The sequence below is a fragment of the Burkholderia sp. MSMB1826 genome (assembly GCF_001526325.1).
Classification (GTDB): Bacteria; Pseudomonadota; Gammaproteobacteria; order Burkholderiales; family Burkholderiaceae; genus Burkholderia.
The window spans coordinates 69,120-85,562 of sequence record NZ_LOYN01000028.1 but is presented as its reverse complement, the minus strand read 5'-3'; the positions used below and the strand labels follow the sequence as shown (position 1 = coordinate 85,562).

General features: G+C 66.4%; 14 protein-coding genes and 1 pseudogene. 4 read left to right on the top strand and 11 right to left on the bottom strand.

Annotated features, from left to right (window positions below; all coding sequences use genetic code 11):
• Positions 1-207: 207 nt before the first annotated feature.
• Entirely contained in the window at positions 208-1,293 is a 1,086-nt protein-coding gene (locus WS95_RS17515) for a C40 family peptidase (protein ID WP_059824842.1), read from the bottom strand.
• Positions 1,294-1,529: 236 nt separating this feature from the next.
• On the bottom strand, positions 1,530-3,332 hold the full coding sequence (locus tag WS95_RS17510) for a PhoH family protein (RefSeq protein ID WP_059780997.1): 1,803 nt from the start codon (positions 3,330-3,332) through the stop codon (positions 1,530-1,532).
• Between WS95_RS17510 and WS95_RS36110 the strand changes: the two are divergent.
• Positions 3,228-3,469: pseudogene (locus tag WS95_RS36110) on the top strand (hypothetical protein); the annotation flags it as partial. The gene WS95_RS17510 and the pseudogene WS95_RS36110 sit on opposite strands and share 105 nt — an antisense overlap.
• Positions 3,470-3,667: 198 nt before the next feature.
• Here the strand turns inward: WS95_RS36110 and WS95_RS17505 are convergent.
• The 9 genes from WS95_RS17505 to WS95_RS17465 form a co-directional block, all read right to left on the bottom strand.
• A complete protein-coding gene (locus WS95_RS17505) occupies positions 3,668-4,129 on the bottom strand; it encodes a peroxiredoxin (protein ID WP_034207483.1) in 462 nt (153 codons plus the stop codon).
• A gap of 102 nt (positions 4,130-4,231) precedes the next feature.
• Positions 4,232-5,128, bottom strand: a complete 897-nt coding sequence (locus WS95_RS17500; protein WP_059504999.1) for a polysaccharide deacetylase family protein — start codon at positions 5,126-5,128, stop codon at positions 4,232-4,234.
• A gap of 13 nt (positions 5,129-5,141) precedes the next feature.
• Positions 5,142-6,197, bottom strand: coding sequence for a bifunctional UDP-4-keto-pentose/UDP-xylose synthase (locus WS95_RS17495; RefSeq protein ID WP_006478632.1), 1,056 nt, complete (start codon positions 6,195-6,197; stop codon positions 5,142-5,144).
• Positions 6,194-7,141, bottom strand: a complete 948-nt coding sequence (locus WS95_RS17490) for a formyltransferase (protein ID WP_059781000.1) — start codon at positions 7,139-7,141, stop codon at positions 6,194-6,196. Before WS95_RS17490 ends, WS95_RS17495 begins: the two co-directional genes overlap by 4 nt.
• A complete protein-coding gene (locus tag WS95_RS17485) occupies positions 7,138-8,175 on the bottom strand; it encodes a glycosyltransferase (protein WP_059824840.1) in 1,038 nt (345 codons plus the stop codon). The genes WS95_RS17490 and WS95_RS17485 overlap by 4 nt, the downstream gene beginning before the upstream one ends.
• Before the next feature lie 6 nt (positions 8,176-8,181).
• On the bottom strand, positions 8,182-9,333 hold the full coding sequence (locus tag WS95_RS17480; RefSeq protein ID WP_059824839.1) for a DegT/DnrJ/EryC1/StrS family aminotransferase: 1,152 nt from the start codon (positions 9,331-9,333) through the stop codon (positions 8,182-8,184).
• A gap of 130 nt (positions 9,334-9,463) precedes the next feature.
• Entirely contained in the window at positions 9,464-9,835 is a 372-nt protein-coding gene (locus WS95_RS17475) for an EamA family transporter (RefSeq protein ID WP_059824837.1), read from the bottom strand.
• A 13-nt stretch (positions 9,836-9,848) separates the two neighbouring features.
• Entirely contained in the window at positions 9,849-11,525 is a 1,677-nt protein-coding gene (locus WS95_RS17470) for a glycosyltransferase family 39 protein (protein WP_059824835.1), read from the bottom strand.
• Between the two features lie 122 nt (positions 11,526-11,647).
• Positions 11,648-12,022: an Mth938-like domain-containing protein gene (locus tag WS95_RS17465; RefSeq protein WP_012328660.1), complete on the bottom strand. Its 375-nt coding sequence runs from the start codon at positions 12,020-12,022 to the stop codon at positions 11,648-11,650.
• A gap of 315 nt (positions 12,023-12,337) precedes the next feature.
• Here WS95_RS17465 and WS95_RS17460 point away from each other — a divergent pair, with 315 nt between their 5' ends.
• The 3 genes from WS95_RS17460 to thrC are packed head-to-tail and all read left to right on the top strand — an operon-like array spanning position 12,338 to position 16,421.
• Positions 12,338-13,576, top strand: coding sequence for a pyridoxal phosphate-dependent aminotransferase (locus tag WS95_RS17460; protein ID WP_059824833.1), 1,239 nt, complete (start codon positions 12,338-12,340; stop codon positions 13,574-13,576).
• 54 nt (positions 13,577-13,630) lie between these two features.
• Complete coding sequence (locus WS95_RS17455; RefSeq protein WP_059781010.1) at positions 13,631-14,959, top strand: homoserine dehydrogenase; 1,329 nt, start codon at positions 13,631-13,633, stop codon at positions 14,957-14,959.
• Positions 14,960-14,969: 10 nt separating this feature from the next.
• Positions 14,970-16,421, top strand: coding sequence for a threonine synthase (thrC, locus tag WS95_RS17450; protein ID WP_059824831.1), 1,452 nt, complete (start codon positions 14,970-14,972; stop codon positions 16,419-16,421).
• Positions 16,422-16,443 lie beyond the last annotated feature (22 nt).

Here is a 16,443-nt window from a genome sequence, read left to right as displayed (position 1 = left end):
TGTTCGACCGTCTGGGCGTGCCTCGACTCTCATGACCTCAACTGCTCGAACCGCCCGGTGCGGACCCGCATGCCGGGTGGTGTGGGAGGGGATCGGTCAGGCTGCCTGACCGCCCCTATCCCGATTGGGAACTGCGCAAGAGAGCGGCGACGGGGTGGGGGTGGCAGATGCCGCCAACGTCGTTGACGGGCGGATTCGGGCAATCGCTCAATAACTGCCGTTCGCAAACCGTGCGATCGGATCGTCCGCCGTACCGGTGCGCTGGCTGATGGGCGCGGATTGCGTCGATGCGCGCCACACCTGCACGGGCGCGGACTCGATACCGCGCGGGGGCGTCGACGCGGTCGCGGGCGGCGGCTCGGCATCGAAGGCGGCCGCTTGGGCAGCCGTCAGCGCGGTCGTCGGGATCTGCGTGCCGACTTCTGCCGGGGCGGCCGGTGCGGTATTGGCCGTCATCGCGGGCATCGCGTCATTCGCCGACGTGGCTTGCTGCTGCGCCGCCTGCATCCGCGGCGGCGGCGGTTCGTACGGATCGGCGACCGGCGCTGCCGGTGCAACTGCGGCGGCCGTCGCGACCGGCGTGGTCGGGGTGGCCGGCGCCTGCGTCGCTCTCGCTTGCGGCGGCGCATACGCGGGTTGCCGCGGTGCGGCGGCAGCCGTCACGACCACGGGAGCGGCTGCGACCACCGGCGCATTGCGCGGCTCGTCGCGCTTGGCTTCGTAGGTCGGCGCATCGAATGGCGTCGGGGCCGAGCGCGGCGGCGCGACGCGGCGAATGCCGTCGAAGCGCTTCGCCCAGTAGGGGTTCGTCAGGTAGTCGAGCCGTACGGTGCCGCCCGTCGACGGTGCGTTGACGAAGCGCAGCTTGCCAACATAGATACCGACGTGCGAATGCGGCCGCCCGGTCGTATTGAAGAAAATCAGGTCGCCCGGCGCGATCTCGTCGGGTTCGATCGACACGCCGCGGCTGCTCATGTCGGCGGTCGTGCGCGGCAGGTTCACGTCGGCGGCACGGCCGATCACGTAGCGGACGAGCCCGCTGCAGTCGAAGCCGCTCGCCGGCGTGTTGCCGCCCCAGCGATACGGGACGCCGACGAGGCTCATCGCCTGGATCGAGATTTCTTCCTGACCGACGCTGTGGTCGACGAATTTCGGGAAATTGGCGGGCGCCGGGAATGCACGCGGCGTCGTGATCTTCATGCCCGAAGCGGAACGCGATGCCGACTGCGGCGGCACGCTGGAACAGGCCGCAAGCAGGGAGACGACGGCGACGGGAACCCAGATTCGAAGCATGGCAAGGCGGGCGAGCGCGGTGCGCTCGCGAATCGTATGACAACAGACAGACCCGATGGTAGACGCACCGGCGGGGCTTAAGCAACCATTCTTGAGAATTTACTTGAAGTTTCGCGCGTAAACTGCGTTGTTGCGTGACGAAGCGTTACTTATGTCTTCGACCCCAAATAAAAACGGCGCTCCGGAAACGGAGCGCCGCGTGGCGTCGACAGCCGGCCGATCGGCCGGCTCGCGCGTTACAGAATGTCCGACGCGTAGTCGGCGAGTCGCGAGCGTTCGCCGCGCGCGAGGGTCACGTGGCCGCTGTGGCCCCAGCCCTTGAAGCGGTCGACGACGTAGGTCAGGCCCGAACTGCCTTCGGTCAGGTAAGGCGTGTCGATCTGCGCGATGTTGCCGAGGCAGACGATCTTCGTGCCGGGGCCCGCGCGCGTGACGAGCGTCTTCATCTGCTTCGGCGTCAGGTTCTGCGCCTCGTCGATGATCAGGTACTTGTCGACGAACGTGCGGCCGCGCATGAAGTTCATGCTCTTCACTTTCAGGCGCGAACGGATCAGTTCCTGTGTCGCGGCACGGCCCCATTCGCCGGCCGCGTCGTCGGTCTTCTGCAGCACTTCGAGGTTGTCGTCGAATGCGCCCATCCACGGCTGCATCTTCTCTTCCTCGGTACCGGGCAGGAAACCGATGTCCTCGCCGACGGGCACGGTCGCGCGCGTCACGATGATCTCGTTGTAGCGCTTGTCGTCGAGCACCTGCGCGAGGCCGGCCGCGAGCGCGACGAGCGTCTTGCCGGTGCCGGCCTGACCGAGCAGCGTGACGAAGTCGATCTCGGGGTTCATCAGCAGGTTCAGCGCGAAGTTCTGCTCGCGGTTGCGCGCGGTGATGCCCCACACGTTGTTCTTGTGGTGGCTGTAGTCGCGCAGCGTCTGCAGCAGCGCCGTCTTGCCGTTCAGCTCGCGGACGATCGCGTGGAACGTCGGCTCGCCGTTCTGCGGCTCCAGATAGACGAACTCGTTGACGAGCATCGACGCGACGAGCGGACCCGTCACGCGGTAGTACGTGGTGCCCGTCTTCGTGTCCTGCCAGCTCTCCATGCCCTTCGCGTGCTTGGTCCAGAAGTCCTGCGGCAGTTCGCGCACGCCGTTGTACAGGAGATCCGAATCCTCGAGCACCTGGTCGTTGAAGTAGTCTTCCGCGGGCAGGCCGAGTGCGTGCGCCTTGATCCGCATGTTGATGTCTTTCGACACCAGCACGACCTGACGATCGGGGCGGTCGCGCTGCAGCGCGCGCACGACGCCGAGGATCTGGTTGTCGGCCTTGCCTTCGGGCAAGCCTTCGACCGGCGCGATATCGGCCAGCTTCGTCTGGAAGTACAGGCGGCCGAGCGCGTCGCGGCTGCCGAGGCGCGACAGCGGAATGCCGGCCGAGATCGGGCCGCCGTCGGCGACGAGCGCGTCGAGCGTGCGGCTGACCTGGCGTGCATTGCGCGCGACTTCGGACATCCCCTTCTTGTGGTTGTCGAGTTCCTCGAGCGTCATCATCGGCAGATAGACGTCGTGTTCCTCGAAGCGGAAGAGGCTGCTCGGGTCGTGCATCAGCACGTTGGTGTCGAGCACGAACAGTTTCTGCTGTTCGGCTTCGGCGGGCTTGCGGCCGCGCGACTTCGTCGCGGCGCCGGCGTCGCGCGCGGGCGTGGCCGCCGGTTTGCCGGCGGCCGGTTTGTCGTTGCGTGCGACGACCGGCGCCGTGGGCTCGACGGGCGCCGGCAGCGGCTGCAGCAGGGCGGCCGTCTGCTTGGTCTTGCGGCCGCGCGCGGGTGCGCTCGCGGCGCCGGACACCGAAGACGCGACGGCGCGCAACGGCGCGGCCGTGTTCGCGGCTTCGATCATCGGTGGGGCCACGCTGGCCGAACCATAGTCACCGGCTGTGGATGCGTCCCCTTCGGCGGATTTCTTCGCGGCTTTCGCTGGCCGCGCTTTCGCCTTGTATTCGTCGGGCGGCAGCAGGCTGCCGAGCTTGCTGGGGGGAGTAGGCAAAGGCATGGTGTCCCTCGGGAGGAATCGTGTCGCATGAAGTGCGCCGCTGATCGCATCCTGCGTGACGTAGACGCATGCAGTTTGCGCGCGGTGGCGCACAGGAATTTCGTCTAGCCGGTTCGCCTAAGTGTCGATCAGCTCCTCGATGCGGTAAGGGCCGGACCGGGGAGGGCCGGCGCGCGTTCCATAAAAAAAGCCGCTGCCCCGTCGACAGGGACATGCGGCTCGGCTGATGCCGTCGTGATGCGCGTCAGGTGCCGGCAAGCATTGCAACGGGCACCGGCGCAGCTACGAGAAATATGGGGCGAACTGGCATTCATTGCGGCCCAATATAACGCGCCTCAAAGCGCTTGTACAGCCTTTAGCACGTCGTCCACGTGACCCGGTACCTTGATGCCGCGCCATGCCTGGCGAAGCACGCCGTCGGCGTCGATCAGGAACGTCGAGCGCTCGATTCCGCGCACTTCCTTGCCATACATTTTCTTCATCTTGATGACATCGAACAACGCGCACAGCGCTTCGTCGGCATCGGAGATCAGCGGGAACGGCAGCTCGAGCTTGGCCTTGAAATTGTCGTGCGAGCGCAGGCTGTCGCGCGACACGCCGATGACTTCCGCACCGGCTTTCTTGAACTTCGGATAGAGATCGCGGAACTGCAGCCCTTCGGTCGTGCAGCCCGGCGTGTTGTCCTTCGGATAGAAGTACAGCACGAGCTTCTTGCCCTTCAGGTCGGACAGCGAAATGTCGCCGCCCGTGGCCGGTGCGGTGAAATCGGGAACTTGACGGTCAACTTCGACGGACACGTGTTTCTCCTGTTGTTATGGAAGAGCGCCGCTGCGGCGGCGCGGTTCGGCGGGGCGGCGCAGCAGCGCTTCGCAAGGGCGGCGACGCCGGCGCGCGCGAACTCAGTCGGGCTGGACGATCAGCTCACCGGAGCGGCCGGGGATTTCGCCCCACGCGACAGGGTACGATGGCAGCGAGTCGCGGTCCAGCGTCGCATGGTAGTCGCCCATCGTCGCGAACGTGTGGCCCTGCGCACGCCAGCCGGCGAGCAGTTGCTCGAATACGGGCGCGAGCTTCTGGCCTTCGAGCTCCGCATGCAGCGTGAACACCTGGTCGTGCGGATTGGTTTCGGTGAACTTGAGGAGGTGCGCGGCGACGTTGTGCGTGTCGACGCCGTCGACGCCGAGCACTTCGTCGAGCGTCGGCAGCGTGGTCGGCATCTGCACGTGCGACAGCGTGCGGCCGCCGACCACGGGCAGGTACGGCGAGTGGCCGCGACCGTCGGACGCGTAGCGCATCCCCCACGCGTCGATCTGCTCGAACGCGGCGTCGTTCATCTGCCAGCCCGCCGCGCCGTGCGTGACGGGCGGCGCGCCGAAGATCTCGACGAAGCGCGCGTGACTCTTCTGCATTTCGCGCGCGGTCCAGTCGCGATCGCGTACGCGCACGTTGTCCTGCCAGTAGACGTGATCCCACGTGTGGATCCCGCATTCGAAGCCGGCCTCGTGAATCGCACGCATGTCGGCGATCGCGCGGCGACCGATGTCGGGGCCGGGCAGCAGCACGCCGTACATCAGCTGCTTCACGCCGTAGTGTTCGACCACCGACGTGCGCGACACCTTCTTCAGGAAGCCCGGGCGGAACACGCGCCGCAGCGCCCAGCCTGTGTGATCGGGGCCGAGGCTGAAGAGGAAGGTCGCGCGGGCATTGAAGCGATCGAAGATGCGCGCGAGGTTCGGCACGCCTTCGCGCGTGCCGCGCAGCGTGTCGACGTCGATCTTGAGGACGATACGAGCCAAGCGAGCGTCCCGATCAGCCTTGCTGTTCGACGAGCGCGCGCGCGTCGGCGACGTGGCCGCGATACGCTTCGAAGATGTTGCGCAGCGCGTCGTCGAACGTCGCCTGCGGCGCCCAGCCGAGCTCCTGCATCGTGTTGTCGATCTTCGGCACGCGGTTCTGCACGTCCTGGTAGCCGTTGCCGTAGTAGGCGCCGGACGTCGTTTCGACGAGCTTTACCTGCTTGGCCGAATCGGCGTACTCGGGGAATTCCGCGGCCAGTTCGAGCATCTTGTGCGCGAGCTCGCGAACCGAGAAGTTGTTCTTCGGATTCCCGATGTTGTAGATCTTGCCCGACGCGACGCCGCCCTTGTTCTCGATGATCTTCATCAGCGCGCTGATGCCGTCGCCGATATCGGTGAACGCGCGCTTCTGCGACCCGCCGTCGACGAGGCTGATGTTCTCGCCGCGCACGATGTGGCCGAGGAACTGCGTGACCACGCGCGAGCTGCCTTCCTTCGGCGTGTAGATCGAGTCGAGGCCCGGGCCGATCCAGTTGAACGGACGGAACAGCGTGAAGTTCAGGCCTTCCATCCCGTAGCCCCAGATCACGCGATCCATCAGCTGCTTCGAGCACGCGTAGATCCAGCGCGGCTTGTTGATCGGGCCGTAGGTGAGCGCCGACGCGTCCGGGTCGAACTGCTCGTCCGAGCACATGCCGTAGACCTCGGAGGTCGACGGGAACACGAGGTGCTTGCCGTACTTGACGGCCGAACGCACGATCGGCAGGTTCGCCTCGAAATCGAGTTCGAACACGCGCAGCGGCTGCTGGACGTAGGTGGCCGGCGTCGCGATCGCGACGAGCGGCAGGATCACGTCGCACTTCTTCACGTGATACTCGACCCACTCCTTGTTGATCGTGATGTCGCCTTCGAAGAAATGCATCCGCTCGTGGTTGACGAGGTCGCCCAGCCGGTCGGTCTGCATGTCCATGCCGAACACTTCCCAATCGGTGGTTTCAAGAATGCGCTTCGACAGGTGATGGCCGATGAAGCCGTTCACACCCAGGATCAGGACTTTTTTTGCTTTCATGAATGACGGGAAGAATGAATGAACTGCGCGAATTCCGCGGGCGTCACGACGGTTTCGCCGCCGTCGCGCTGCTGCCACAGCTCGAGAATGGATAGGGCGCGGCTGTCGCCGCAGACGCCGAATAGCGCATTATCGCTTACGTGCAGGCCGGGCGGCAAATCTGCCGCGGCCGCCGCCGCCGCGCTGCCGGGCGCCGCGAGGCGCGCGCGCGCGATCACGAAGCGCGCGCCGCCGACGTCCGTGAATGCACCCGGATACGGGGGGGCGACCGCGCGCACCAGGTTGTAGACCTGCGCGGCCGGTTTCGACCAGTCGACGCGGCCGTCCTCGGGCTTGCGTCCGCCGTAGTAGCTGCCGGTCGCGAGATCGTTCGGCAGGTGCGGCGCCTCGCCCGCGAGCAGCGCGGGCAGCACGCGCCACAGCGTCTGCTCGGCGGCCACCGTGACCTTGTCGAATACCTGCGCGGCCGTATCGTCCGGCAGGATCGGCACCGCGGTCTGCGCGAGGATCGCGCCCGCGTCGGGCTTGGCGGCCATTTCGTGCAGCGTCGCGCCGGTTTCGGTCTCGCCGTTCAGCACGGCCCAGTTGGTCGGTACCCGACCCCGGTATTTCGGCAGCAGCGAACCGTGCATGTTGTATGCGCCGCGCGGCGCGATCGCGAGCAGGTCCACCGGCAGCATGTGCCGATAGTAGAACGAGAAGATGAAATCGGGCTGCGCGTCGGACACCGCGCTGCGCAGCGCCGGATCGGCGGGATCGGCCGGCGTGACGACCGGAATGCCGTGTTCGGCTGCGACGGACGCGACGCTGCCGAACCAGATGTTCTCGTTCGGATTGTCCTCGTGCGTGACGACCAGCGCGACGTCGACGCCGCGCGCGAGCAGCACCTGCAGGCAGCGTACGCCGACGTTGTGATACGCGAAGACGACCGCGCGCGGCTTCATTGCGCGGCTCCCGGGCGGTGCGCGGCGGCCGGCACCGGCGGCACGCCGTCGTGCTGCTCGAGCACGGCCTGGATCAGGTAGCGCGGCCGCGCGCGCACCTGCTGGTAGATGCGGCCGACGTATTCGCCGAGCAGGCCGAGCGCGAAGATGATCACGCCGAGCAGGAAGAACGTGATCGCGAACAACGTGAACACGCCTTGCACTTCCGCGCCGACGATGAAGCGGCGCACGAGCAGCAGCACGAACAGCGCGGCGGAGCCGAGCGACAGGATCACGCCGATGAACGACAGCCACTGCAACGGCACGACCGAGAAGCCCGTCACCAGGTCGAAGTTCAGCCGGATCAGGCTGTACAGCGAATACTTCGATTCGCCCGCGAAGCGTTCCTCGTGCGCGACCTCGATTTCGGTCGGGTTCTGCGCGAACGTGTACGCGAGCGCGGGGATGAACGTGTTGACTTCGCCGCACACGTTGATCGTGTCGATGATGCGGCGGCTGTACGCGCGCAGCATGCAGCCCTGGTCGGTCATCTTGATGCGCGTGATGCGTTCGCGCAGCCGGTTCATCATCTGCGACGCCTTGCGTCGCCACAGGCTGTCCTGGCGCTGCTTGCGGATCGAGCCGACGTAGTCGTGGCCCTCGCGCATCTTCGCGATCAGCTTGCCGATTTCCTCGGGCGGGTTCTGCAGGTCGGCGTCGAGCGTGACGACGATCTCGCCGCGCGATTGCGCGAAGCCGGCGAGGATCGCCATGTGCTGGCCGTAGTTGCCGTTGAGCAGCACCACGCGCGTCGTGTCGGGGCGCACGTGGAACTGGTCGGCGAGCATCGCGGCCGAGCGGTCGCGGCTGCCGTCGTTGATCAGGATCACTTCGTACGACGCGTCGAGTGCGTCGAGCGCCGGATACAGCCGCGCGAACAGCGCGGCGAGGCCGTCTTCCTCGTTGTACACGGGGATGATGACCGATACTTCGGGCCGGCCGGCGTCCAGGTGCGCGGCGCCCGAATGCCCGGCGCGTGCTTCAAGGTGACTCATGTACGCTTATTTTCCGTATTGTTCGCAAATCTGATTGACGGCGTCGACCACGCGACGCACGTCGCCTTCCGTCATCTGCGTAAACAGCGGCAGCGTGACGGTCGACGCGCCGTACCGCTCGGCGTGGGGGAACATGCCCTCCTTGAAACCGCGCGCACGGTACAGCGTGAAAAGATGGATCGCCGGGTAGTGGATGCCCGTGCCGATGCCGCGTTCCTTCATCTGCGCCATGAACTCGGCGCGCGAGATCGACAGCCGCTCGAGCGGCAGCGTGACCAGGAACATGTGCCAGTTGCCGTTCTCGAATTCGGCGACCGGCAGGCCGACGCCGAGCTTCACGGCCGCGCCGCCGTCGAACGCGGCGAAATACGCGCGGGCGAGGGCGCGGCGCTGCGCGGTGAAGCGCTCGATGTGCGGCAACTGGCCGAGGCCGACGCGCGCGGCCACGTCGGTCAGGTTGTACTTGCCGCCGAGCACGTCGCAGTCCATCCCGTCGAAGCCGGTGCGCGTGATGCCCTGCAACCGGTACTTCTGCGCGAGCATGGCTTCGTCCTCGTCGTTCAGCACGAGCGCGCCGCCTTCGATCGTCGTCAGGTTCTTGTTCGCGTGGAAGCTGAACGACACGATGTCGCCGATCGCGCCGATGCGCTTGCCGCGCCACGTCGAGCCGAACGCCTGCGCGGCGTCCTCGATCACGCGCAGCTTGTGCGCGCGGGCGATCGCGTACAGGCGGTCCATGTCGACCGGCAGGCCGGACAGGAACACGGGGATGATCGCCTTCGTGCGCGGCGTGATCGCCTGTTCGAGCTTGTCGAGGTCGATGTTGCGCGTGACGGGATCGATGTCGGCGAACACGGGCGTCGCGCCCGTTTCGATGATCACGTTGCTGGTCGAGACCCACGACGCAGGCGTCGTGATCACCTCGTCGCCGGGGCCGACGCCCGCGATGCGCAGGCCGATCTCGAGCGTGCAGGTGCCCGAATTGAATGCGCGGACCGGACGGCCGCCGCAGTACTCGGACAGCGCGGCCTCGAATTTCTGGCACTGCGGGCCGGTGGTGATCCAGCCCGAGCGCAGCACGTCGACGACGCCCTGGATGGTTTCCTCATCGATCTCGGGGCGGGTGAACGGCAGAAACGGAGCAGTAGTCTGGCTCATGAACGCGTTTGGCCTGTAATGGCGTGTAATAAAAGGGTCGGGCGATCCGTCCGAAACCGGCATTAGACACCGGTTGGCCGATTCGCACCGTGATTTTTTGTAGGCGGACGCTTAACGCGGCGGGCCGTGTTCAGCTGCGCGCGAGCACGAGCACGCCGATCAGGATGATGCCGATGCCGACGAGCCGCTGGACCGACAACACCTCGCCGAACAGGTACCACGCCGCGAACGCGTTGACGACGTAGCCGAGCGACAGCATCGGGTACGCGATCGACACGTCGACCCGCGACAGCCCGAGGATCCACACGACGACGCTCAGCACGTAGCAGCCGAGGCCGCCGATGATCGGCAACTGGGTCGCGATCTTGAGCCCGACCGGGATGATGTTCGCACGGCTGAATTCGAAGTGTCCAACGGCGTTGACGCCGGCTTTCAGCAGAAGTTGCGCACAGGCGTTGAGCATCACGCCGGTGACGATGCAGACGAACGAAACGGGATTCATGCGGCGGGCGTCCTTACGATTGCGGTTTCTCGACGATCACGCGGCGGTTGTCGCGCGCGATCACGCGCATCGGCACGCCTTCCTTGACCAGCGCGTCGTACTGGCCAGGCGCCATGATCGCGAGCGCATGGGTGTCCTGCTTCCAGCGCGCGATCCATTCGCCGACGGTCGGGATCCATTTGTTCGGCTCGACCGAGATCCCGAACGCGAGCTCGTCCTGGCGCTGCACCATGATCGTCGTGTGGCCCACGTAGAACGGGAACGTGTGATCGAGCATCTCGACCGAGTAGAACGGCGTGTCGGGCGGCAGTTTCGCCAGTTCGGCGCGCACGGCCGGCGCGAGCAGCGCGCCCGAGCTGTAGCGGCCGAACTCGTCGTGCCCGGTGCCGCCGATCGTGCCGAACGCGAGCCACGCGGCGCCGAACGCGGCGAGCGCGGCGGCCACGCCCGCGCGGCGGTTCAGCCACGCGGCCGCGAGCGTCAGCGCGGCCGAGACCGCGAGACCGGCGTACAGCCACATCTGGAATGCGCGGTACAGCGCGTTCGGCGTGCGGGCGTCGCCCTGGTAAGCGAGGAAGATGATCCCGAACGCTGCGGCGACGAAGAACACGAGGTAGCCGAGCAGATGGCGACGGAAGCGCTCGGCCGTCATCAGCGGCAGGTACGCGCCGATGATCAGCGCGAGCGCCGGCGCGACCGGCAGCACGTACGAGATCAGCTTCGAATGCGACGCGCTGAAGAACAGGAAGATGAACGCGCTCCAGATCAGCAGCACGAGCATCGGCGAGAAGCCGTTCGGCTGGCGCGGCATGCGCAGCGCATGACGGATGCTCTGCCACGCGACCGACAGCCACGGCAGGAAGCCGACCAGCAGCACCGGCACGAAGTAGTACAGCGGGCCCGGGCGGTTCTGTTCCGGGGTCAGGTACCGGCGGAACTGCTGGACGATGAAGAAGAAGTTGAAGAATTCGGGGTTGCGCTGCTGGACGAGCACGAACCACGGCAGGACGATCGCGAAGAAGATCACGAGGCCGCTGACCAGGTACAGGCGCTTCCACAATGCCCAGTCGCGCGCGATCAGCGTATACAGCACGAGCACGGCGCCGGGCAGGATCAGGCCGACGAGGCCCTTGGACAGCACCGCGAACGCCATCGCGGCCCAGCACGCCCACATCCAGCCGCGCACCGCGGCCGGGCGCAGCCCGGGCCGTTGCGCGAGCAGCAGCGAGCAGAGCGACAGCGCCATCCAGAACGCGAGCCCCATGTCGAGCGCGTTGAAGTGGCCCATCAGGTTCCAGTACGGCGAGCTGGCGAGCACGACGGCCGCGAGGAAGCCCGACAGCGGGTTGAACAGGCGCGCGCCGGTGTAGCCGACGAGCAGCACGCCGGCGAAGCTCGCCACCGCGGTATAGAGGCGCGCCTGCCATTCGCCGATGCCGAACCACGCGAACGTCAGCGCGTTCAGCCAGGTTTGCAGCGGCGGCTTCTCGAAGTACTTGTAGCCGTTGTAGCGCGGCGTGATCCAGTCGCCGGTGACGAACATCTCGCGCGCCATTTCCGCATAGCGGCCTTCGTCGCTCGGGATCAGGTGGCGCAGCCCGAGCGGCGCGAACCAGACGATCGCGAGCGCGACGAGCAGGAGGACGAGCGTGATGCGATTGAGCGGTAGCCTCGACGGCGTATCGTTCATGGGTTTTCAGCCTGTTTGGTTGTTGTGACGGGCCGCCGGCGGATGCGCCGGGGCCGGGCGGCCTGACTGGGCGATCGGGGGATCGACCCGCTGCGCCGGCCCGACTTTTACCGCATCGGGGCTTAACGTTCAATTAAGAGCGCGGCGGCGACTTTGCGGCCCTCGGCCATCAGGATGTTGTAGGTGCGGCAGGCGGCCTGGAAATCCATCGTTTCGACGCCGATCCGCTTCGCGGTGAGCGCCGCGACGAGCCGCGGGTGCGGGAAACGCAGCCGCGCGCCGCTGCCGAAGATCACGAGCTCGGGCGTCGGGTCGAGCAGCATCGCGAAATGCTCGGGCGCGAGCGCGTCGAACGACGACACGGGCCACGCCTGGACCGGCGCGCCGGGCAGCACGATGACGCTCGTTTCATGGCGTTCGAGGTTGACGTCGACATAATCGGGGCCGTAGCCGGTGACGGTATTGAGCGCGCCGCTCGTGTCCTGGTGCAGTTTCAAATCGGTATTCCGCGGTTCCGTAGGGGAATGGGTTGGCGGGGCCGTACGGCCCGGCTGGCCGGTTTCGCGCCCTCGGGCACGCGCGGACGCCCGACGGCGCGGGCCCGGCGCGGCTATGGTGCATTGCGAAAGTCGGCCAAAATCCGCTAAATTATAACTTTTTGGTCGCCTGCGGGCGCCACTTGCGTCGTGCGCCGCCACAAGCTGCGTCCGACCGCCGCTTTTTCCCAGCCTAGACAGCGCGCACAGACCGGCCGCTTTCCAGTTTTGATCCCGTCCCCCCGGCCGCAAGGCCAATCCAGGAACCGTGTCGTCGTGAAACCGATTCAGAAGTCGAACAAGCTGCTCAACGTCTGCTACGACATCCGTGGCCCGGTGCTCGAGCACGCGAAGCGCCTCGAGGAAGAAGGCCACCGCATCATCAAGCTGAACATCGGCAACCTCGCGCCGTTCGGGTTCGACGCGCCGGACGAGATCATCCAGGACATGATCCGCAACCTGCCGGCATCGTCCGGCTATTCGGATTCGAAGGGCGTGTTCTCGGCGCGCAAGGCCGTGATGCACTACACGCAGGAAAAGGGCGTCCTCGGCGTCGGCCTCGACGACATCTACATCGGCAACGGCGCGTCCGAGCTGATCGTGATGGCGACCCAGGCACTGCTGAACGACGGCGACGAAGTGCTGCTGCCCGCGCCCGACTACCCGCTGTGGACGGCGGCCGTGAGCCTGTCGGGCGGCACGCCCGTGCACTACGTGTGCGACGAGCAGAACGCGTGGATGCCCGATCTGGACGACATCCGCAGCAAGATCACGCCGAACACGAAGGCGATCGTCGTGATCAACCCGAACAATCCGACCGGCGCGCTTTATTCCGACGAATTGCTGCTCGAGTTGCTCGAGATCGCGCGTCAGCACGGGCTGATCGTGTTCGCCGACGAGGTCTACGACAAGATCGTCTACGACGGCCTCGAGCACACCGCGCTGGGTGCGCTGTCGGAGGACGTGATCACCGTCACGTTCAACAGCCTGTCGAAGAGCTATCGGTCGTGCGGCTATCGCGCGGGCTGGATGGCCGTGTCGGGCCTCGGCGGCGACAACCGCCGGCGCGCGAAGGATTACCTCGAAGGGCTCGGCATCCTGTCGTCGATGCGCCTGTGCGCGAACGTACCCGGCCAGTTCGCGATCCAGACGGCGCTCGGCGGCTACCAGAGCATCAACGAGCTGATCGTGCCGAGCGGGCGCCTGTACAAGCAGCGCGAACTCGCGTACGACATGCTGACGTCGATCCCGGGCGTGACCTGCGTGAAACCGCAGGCCGCGCTGTACATGTTCCCGCGCCTCGACCCGAAGCTCTACCCGATCCAGAACGACCAGCAGTTCATTCTCGACCTGTTGCTCGAGGAACGCGTGCTGCTCGTGCAGGGCACGGGGTTCAACTGGGCGACGCCGGACCACTTCCGCGTGGTCTTCCTGCCGAACCTCGACGACCTGGCCGATTCGATCAACCGGATCGCACGCTTTCTCGACGGCTACCGCAAGCGCCATTCGGTCTGAGCGGGCAGGGGCCGCACGGAACTCACTACTTCTTACTCATCGATCACACGCAGCATGGAACCGATCAAAGTTGGCCTGTTGGGCTTCGGCACCGTCGGCAGCGGCACCTTCACGGTGTTGCACCGCAACCAGGAAGAAATCAAACGACGCGCGGGGCGCGGCATCGAGGTCGCGCGCATCGCCGTGCGCAACCCGGCCAAGGCGCAGGCCGCGCTCGGCGCTCACGCCGGCACCGCGCAGATCACCGACGATTTCAACGCGGTCGTCGACGATCCGTCGATCGCGATCGTCGCCGAGATGATCGGTGGCACGGGCATCGCGCGCGAGCTCGTGCTGCGCGCGATCGCGAACGGCAAGCACGTCGTGACGGCGAACAAGGCGCTGCTCGCGGTGCACGGCACCGAGATCTTCGAAGCCGCGCGCGAGCAAGGCGTGATGGTCGCGTTCGAGGCGGCCGTCGCCGGCGGCATCCCGATCATCAAGGCGCTGCGCGAAGGCCTGACCGCGAACCGCATCCAGTACATCGCCGGCATCATCAACGGCACGACGAACTACATCCTGTCGGAAATGCGCGACCGCGGGCTCGACTTCGCGACCGCGCTGAAGGCCGCGCAGGAACTCGGCTACGCGGAAGCCGATCCGACCTTCGACATCGAAGGCGTCGACGCCGCGCACAAGGCGACGATCATGAGCGCGATCGCGTTCGGCGTGCCGGTGCAGTTCGACCGCGCGTACGTCGAAGGCATCAGCAAGCTCGACGCGACCGACATCCGCTACGCGGAGGAGCTCGGCTACCGGATCAAGCTGCTCGGCATCGCACGCCGCGCCGCGAACGGCATCGAGCTGCGCGTGCACCCGACGCTGATCCCGGAAAAGCGCCTGCTCGCGAACGTCGAGGGCGCGATGAACGCGGTCGTCGTGCATGGCGACGCGGTCGGCACGACGCTGTACTACGGCAAGGGTGCGGGCGCGGAGCCGACTGCGTCGGCCGTGGTCGCGGATCTCGTCGACGTCACGCGCCTGCATACGGCCGATCCCGAGCATCGCGTGCCGCACCTCGCGTTCCAGCCGGACAGCCTGTCGAATACGCCGATTTTGCCGATCGAGGAAGTGACGAGCGGCTACTACCTGCGCCTGCGCGTCGCCGACCAGACCGGCGTGCTCGCCGCCATCACGCGCATCCTCGCCGAATCGGGCATCTCGATCGACGCGCTGCTGCAGAAGGAATCGGAGCAGATCGACGGCGCGAACGGCGAAACCGACATCATCCTGATCACGCACGAAACGGTCGAGAAGAACGTCAATGCGGCGATCGCACAAATCGAGAGCCTCGCGACCGTCGTGTCGAAGGTGACGAAGCTGCGCATGGAAGCGCTGAACTGAGGCTGACGACATGAACTACATCTCCACGCGCGGCGCCGGCATCGGCGAGCGCCACACGTTCTCCGACATCCTGCTCGGCGGTCTCGCGAAGGACGGCGGGCTCTATCTGCCGGCCGAATACCCGAAGGTCTCCGCCGACGAGCTCGCGCGCTGGCGCACGCTGCCGTACGCGGATCTCGCATTCGAGATCCTGTCGAAGTTCTGCGACGACGTGCCGGCCGACGACCTGCGCGCGATCACGCGCCGCACGTATACGGCCGCCGTGTACAGCAACACGCGTCACGGCGAGAACGCGTCCGACATCACGCCGCTGAAGACGCTCGGCACCGAGAACGGTGCGGCGCTGTCGCTGCTCGAACTGTCGAACGGCCCGACGCTCGCGTTCAAGGACATGGCGATGCAGTTGCTCGGCAACCTGTTCGAGTACACGCTCGCGAAGCACGGCCAAACGCTGAATATCCTCGGCGCGACGTCGGGCGACACCGGCAGCGCGGCCGAATACGCGATGCGCGGCAAGGCCGGCGTGCGCGTGTTCATGCTGTCGCCGCACAAGAAGATGAGCGCGTTCCAGACGGCGCAGATGTTCAGCCTGCAGGATCCGAACATCTTCAACCTCGCGGTCGAAGGCGTGTTCGACGATTGCCAGGACATCGTGAAGGCCGTGTCGAACGATCATGCGTTCAAGGCGCGGCAGAAGATCGGCACCGTCAACTCGATCAACTGGGCGCGCGTCGTCGCGCAGGTCGTGTACTACTTCAAGGGCTACTTCGCGGCGACGCGGTCCAACGACGAGCGCGTGTCGTTTACGGTGCCGTCGGGCAATTTCGGCAACGTCTGCGCGGGCCACATTGCGCGGATGATGGGGCTGCCGATCGCGAAGCTCGTCGTGGCGACCAACGAGAACGACGTGCTCGACGAGTTCTTCCGCACCGGCGCGTATCGCGTGCGCAGCGCCGAGAACACCTATCACACGAGCAGCCCGAGCATGGACATCTCGAAGGCATCCAACTTCGAGCGCTTCGTGTTCGACCTGCTCGGCCGCGATCCGGCCCGCGTGATGCAACTGTTCCGCGACGTCGAGGAGAAGGGCGGGTTCGATCTCGCGGCGAGCGGCGATTTCGCGCGCGTCGCCGAATTCGGTTTCGTGTCCGGCCGCAGCAGCCACGCCGACCGTATCGCGACGATTCGCGACGTGTTCTCGCGCTACGACACGATGATCGATACGCATACGGCCGACGGCGTGAAGGTCGCGCGCGAGCATCTGGAGGCCGGCGTGCCGATGGTCGTGCTCGAGACGGCGCAGCCGATCAAGTTCGGCGAGACGATCCGCGAAGCGCTCGATCGCGAAGCCGAGCGGCCGGCCGCATTCGACGGGCTCGAGGCGCTGCCGCAGCGCTTCGAGGTCGTGAAGGCCGATGCGCAGCAGGTGAAGGACTTCATCGCCGCCCATACGGGCGCATGACGCGCGGCCGGGCCTGCGGGCC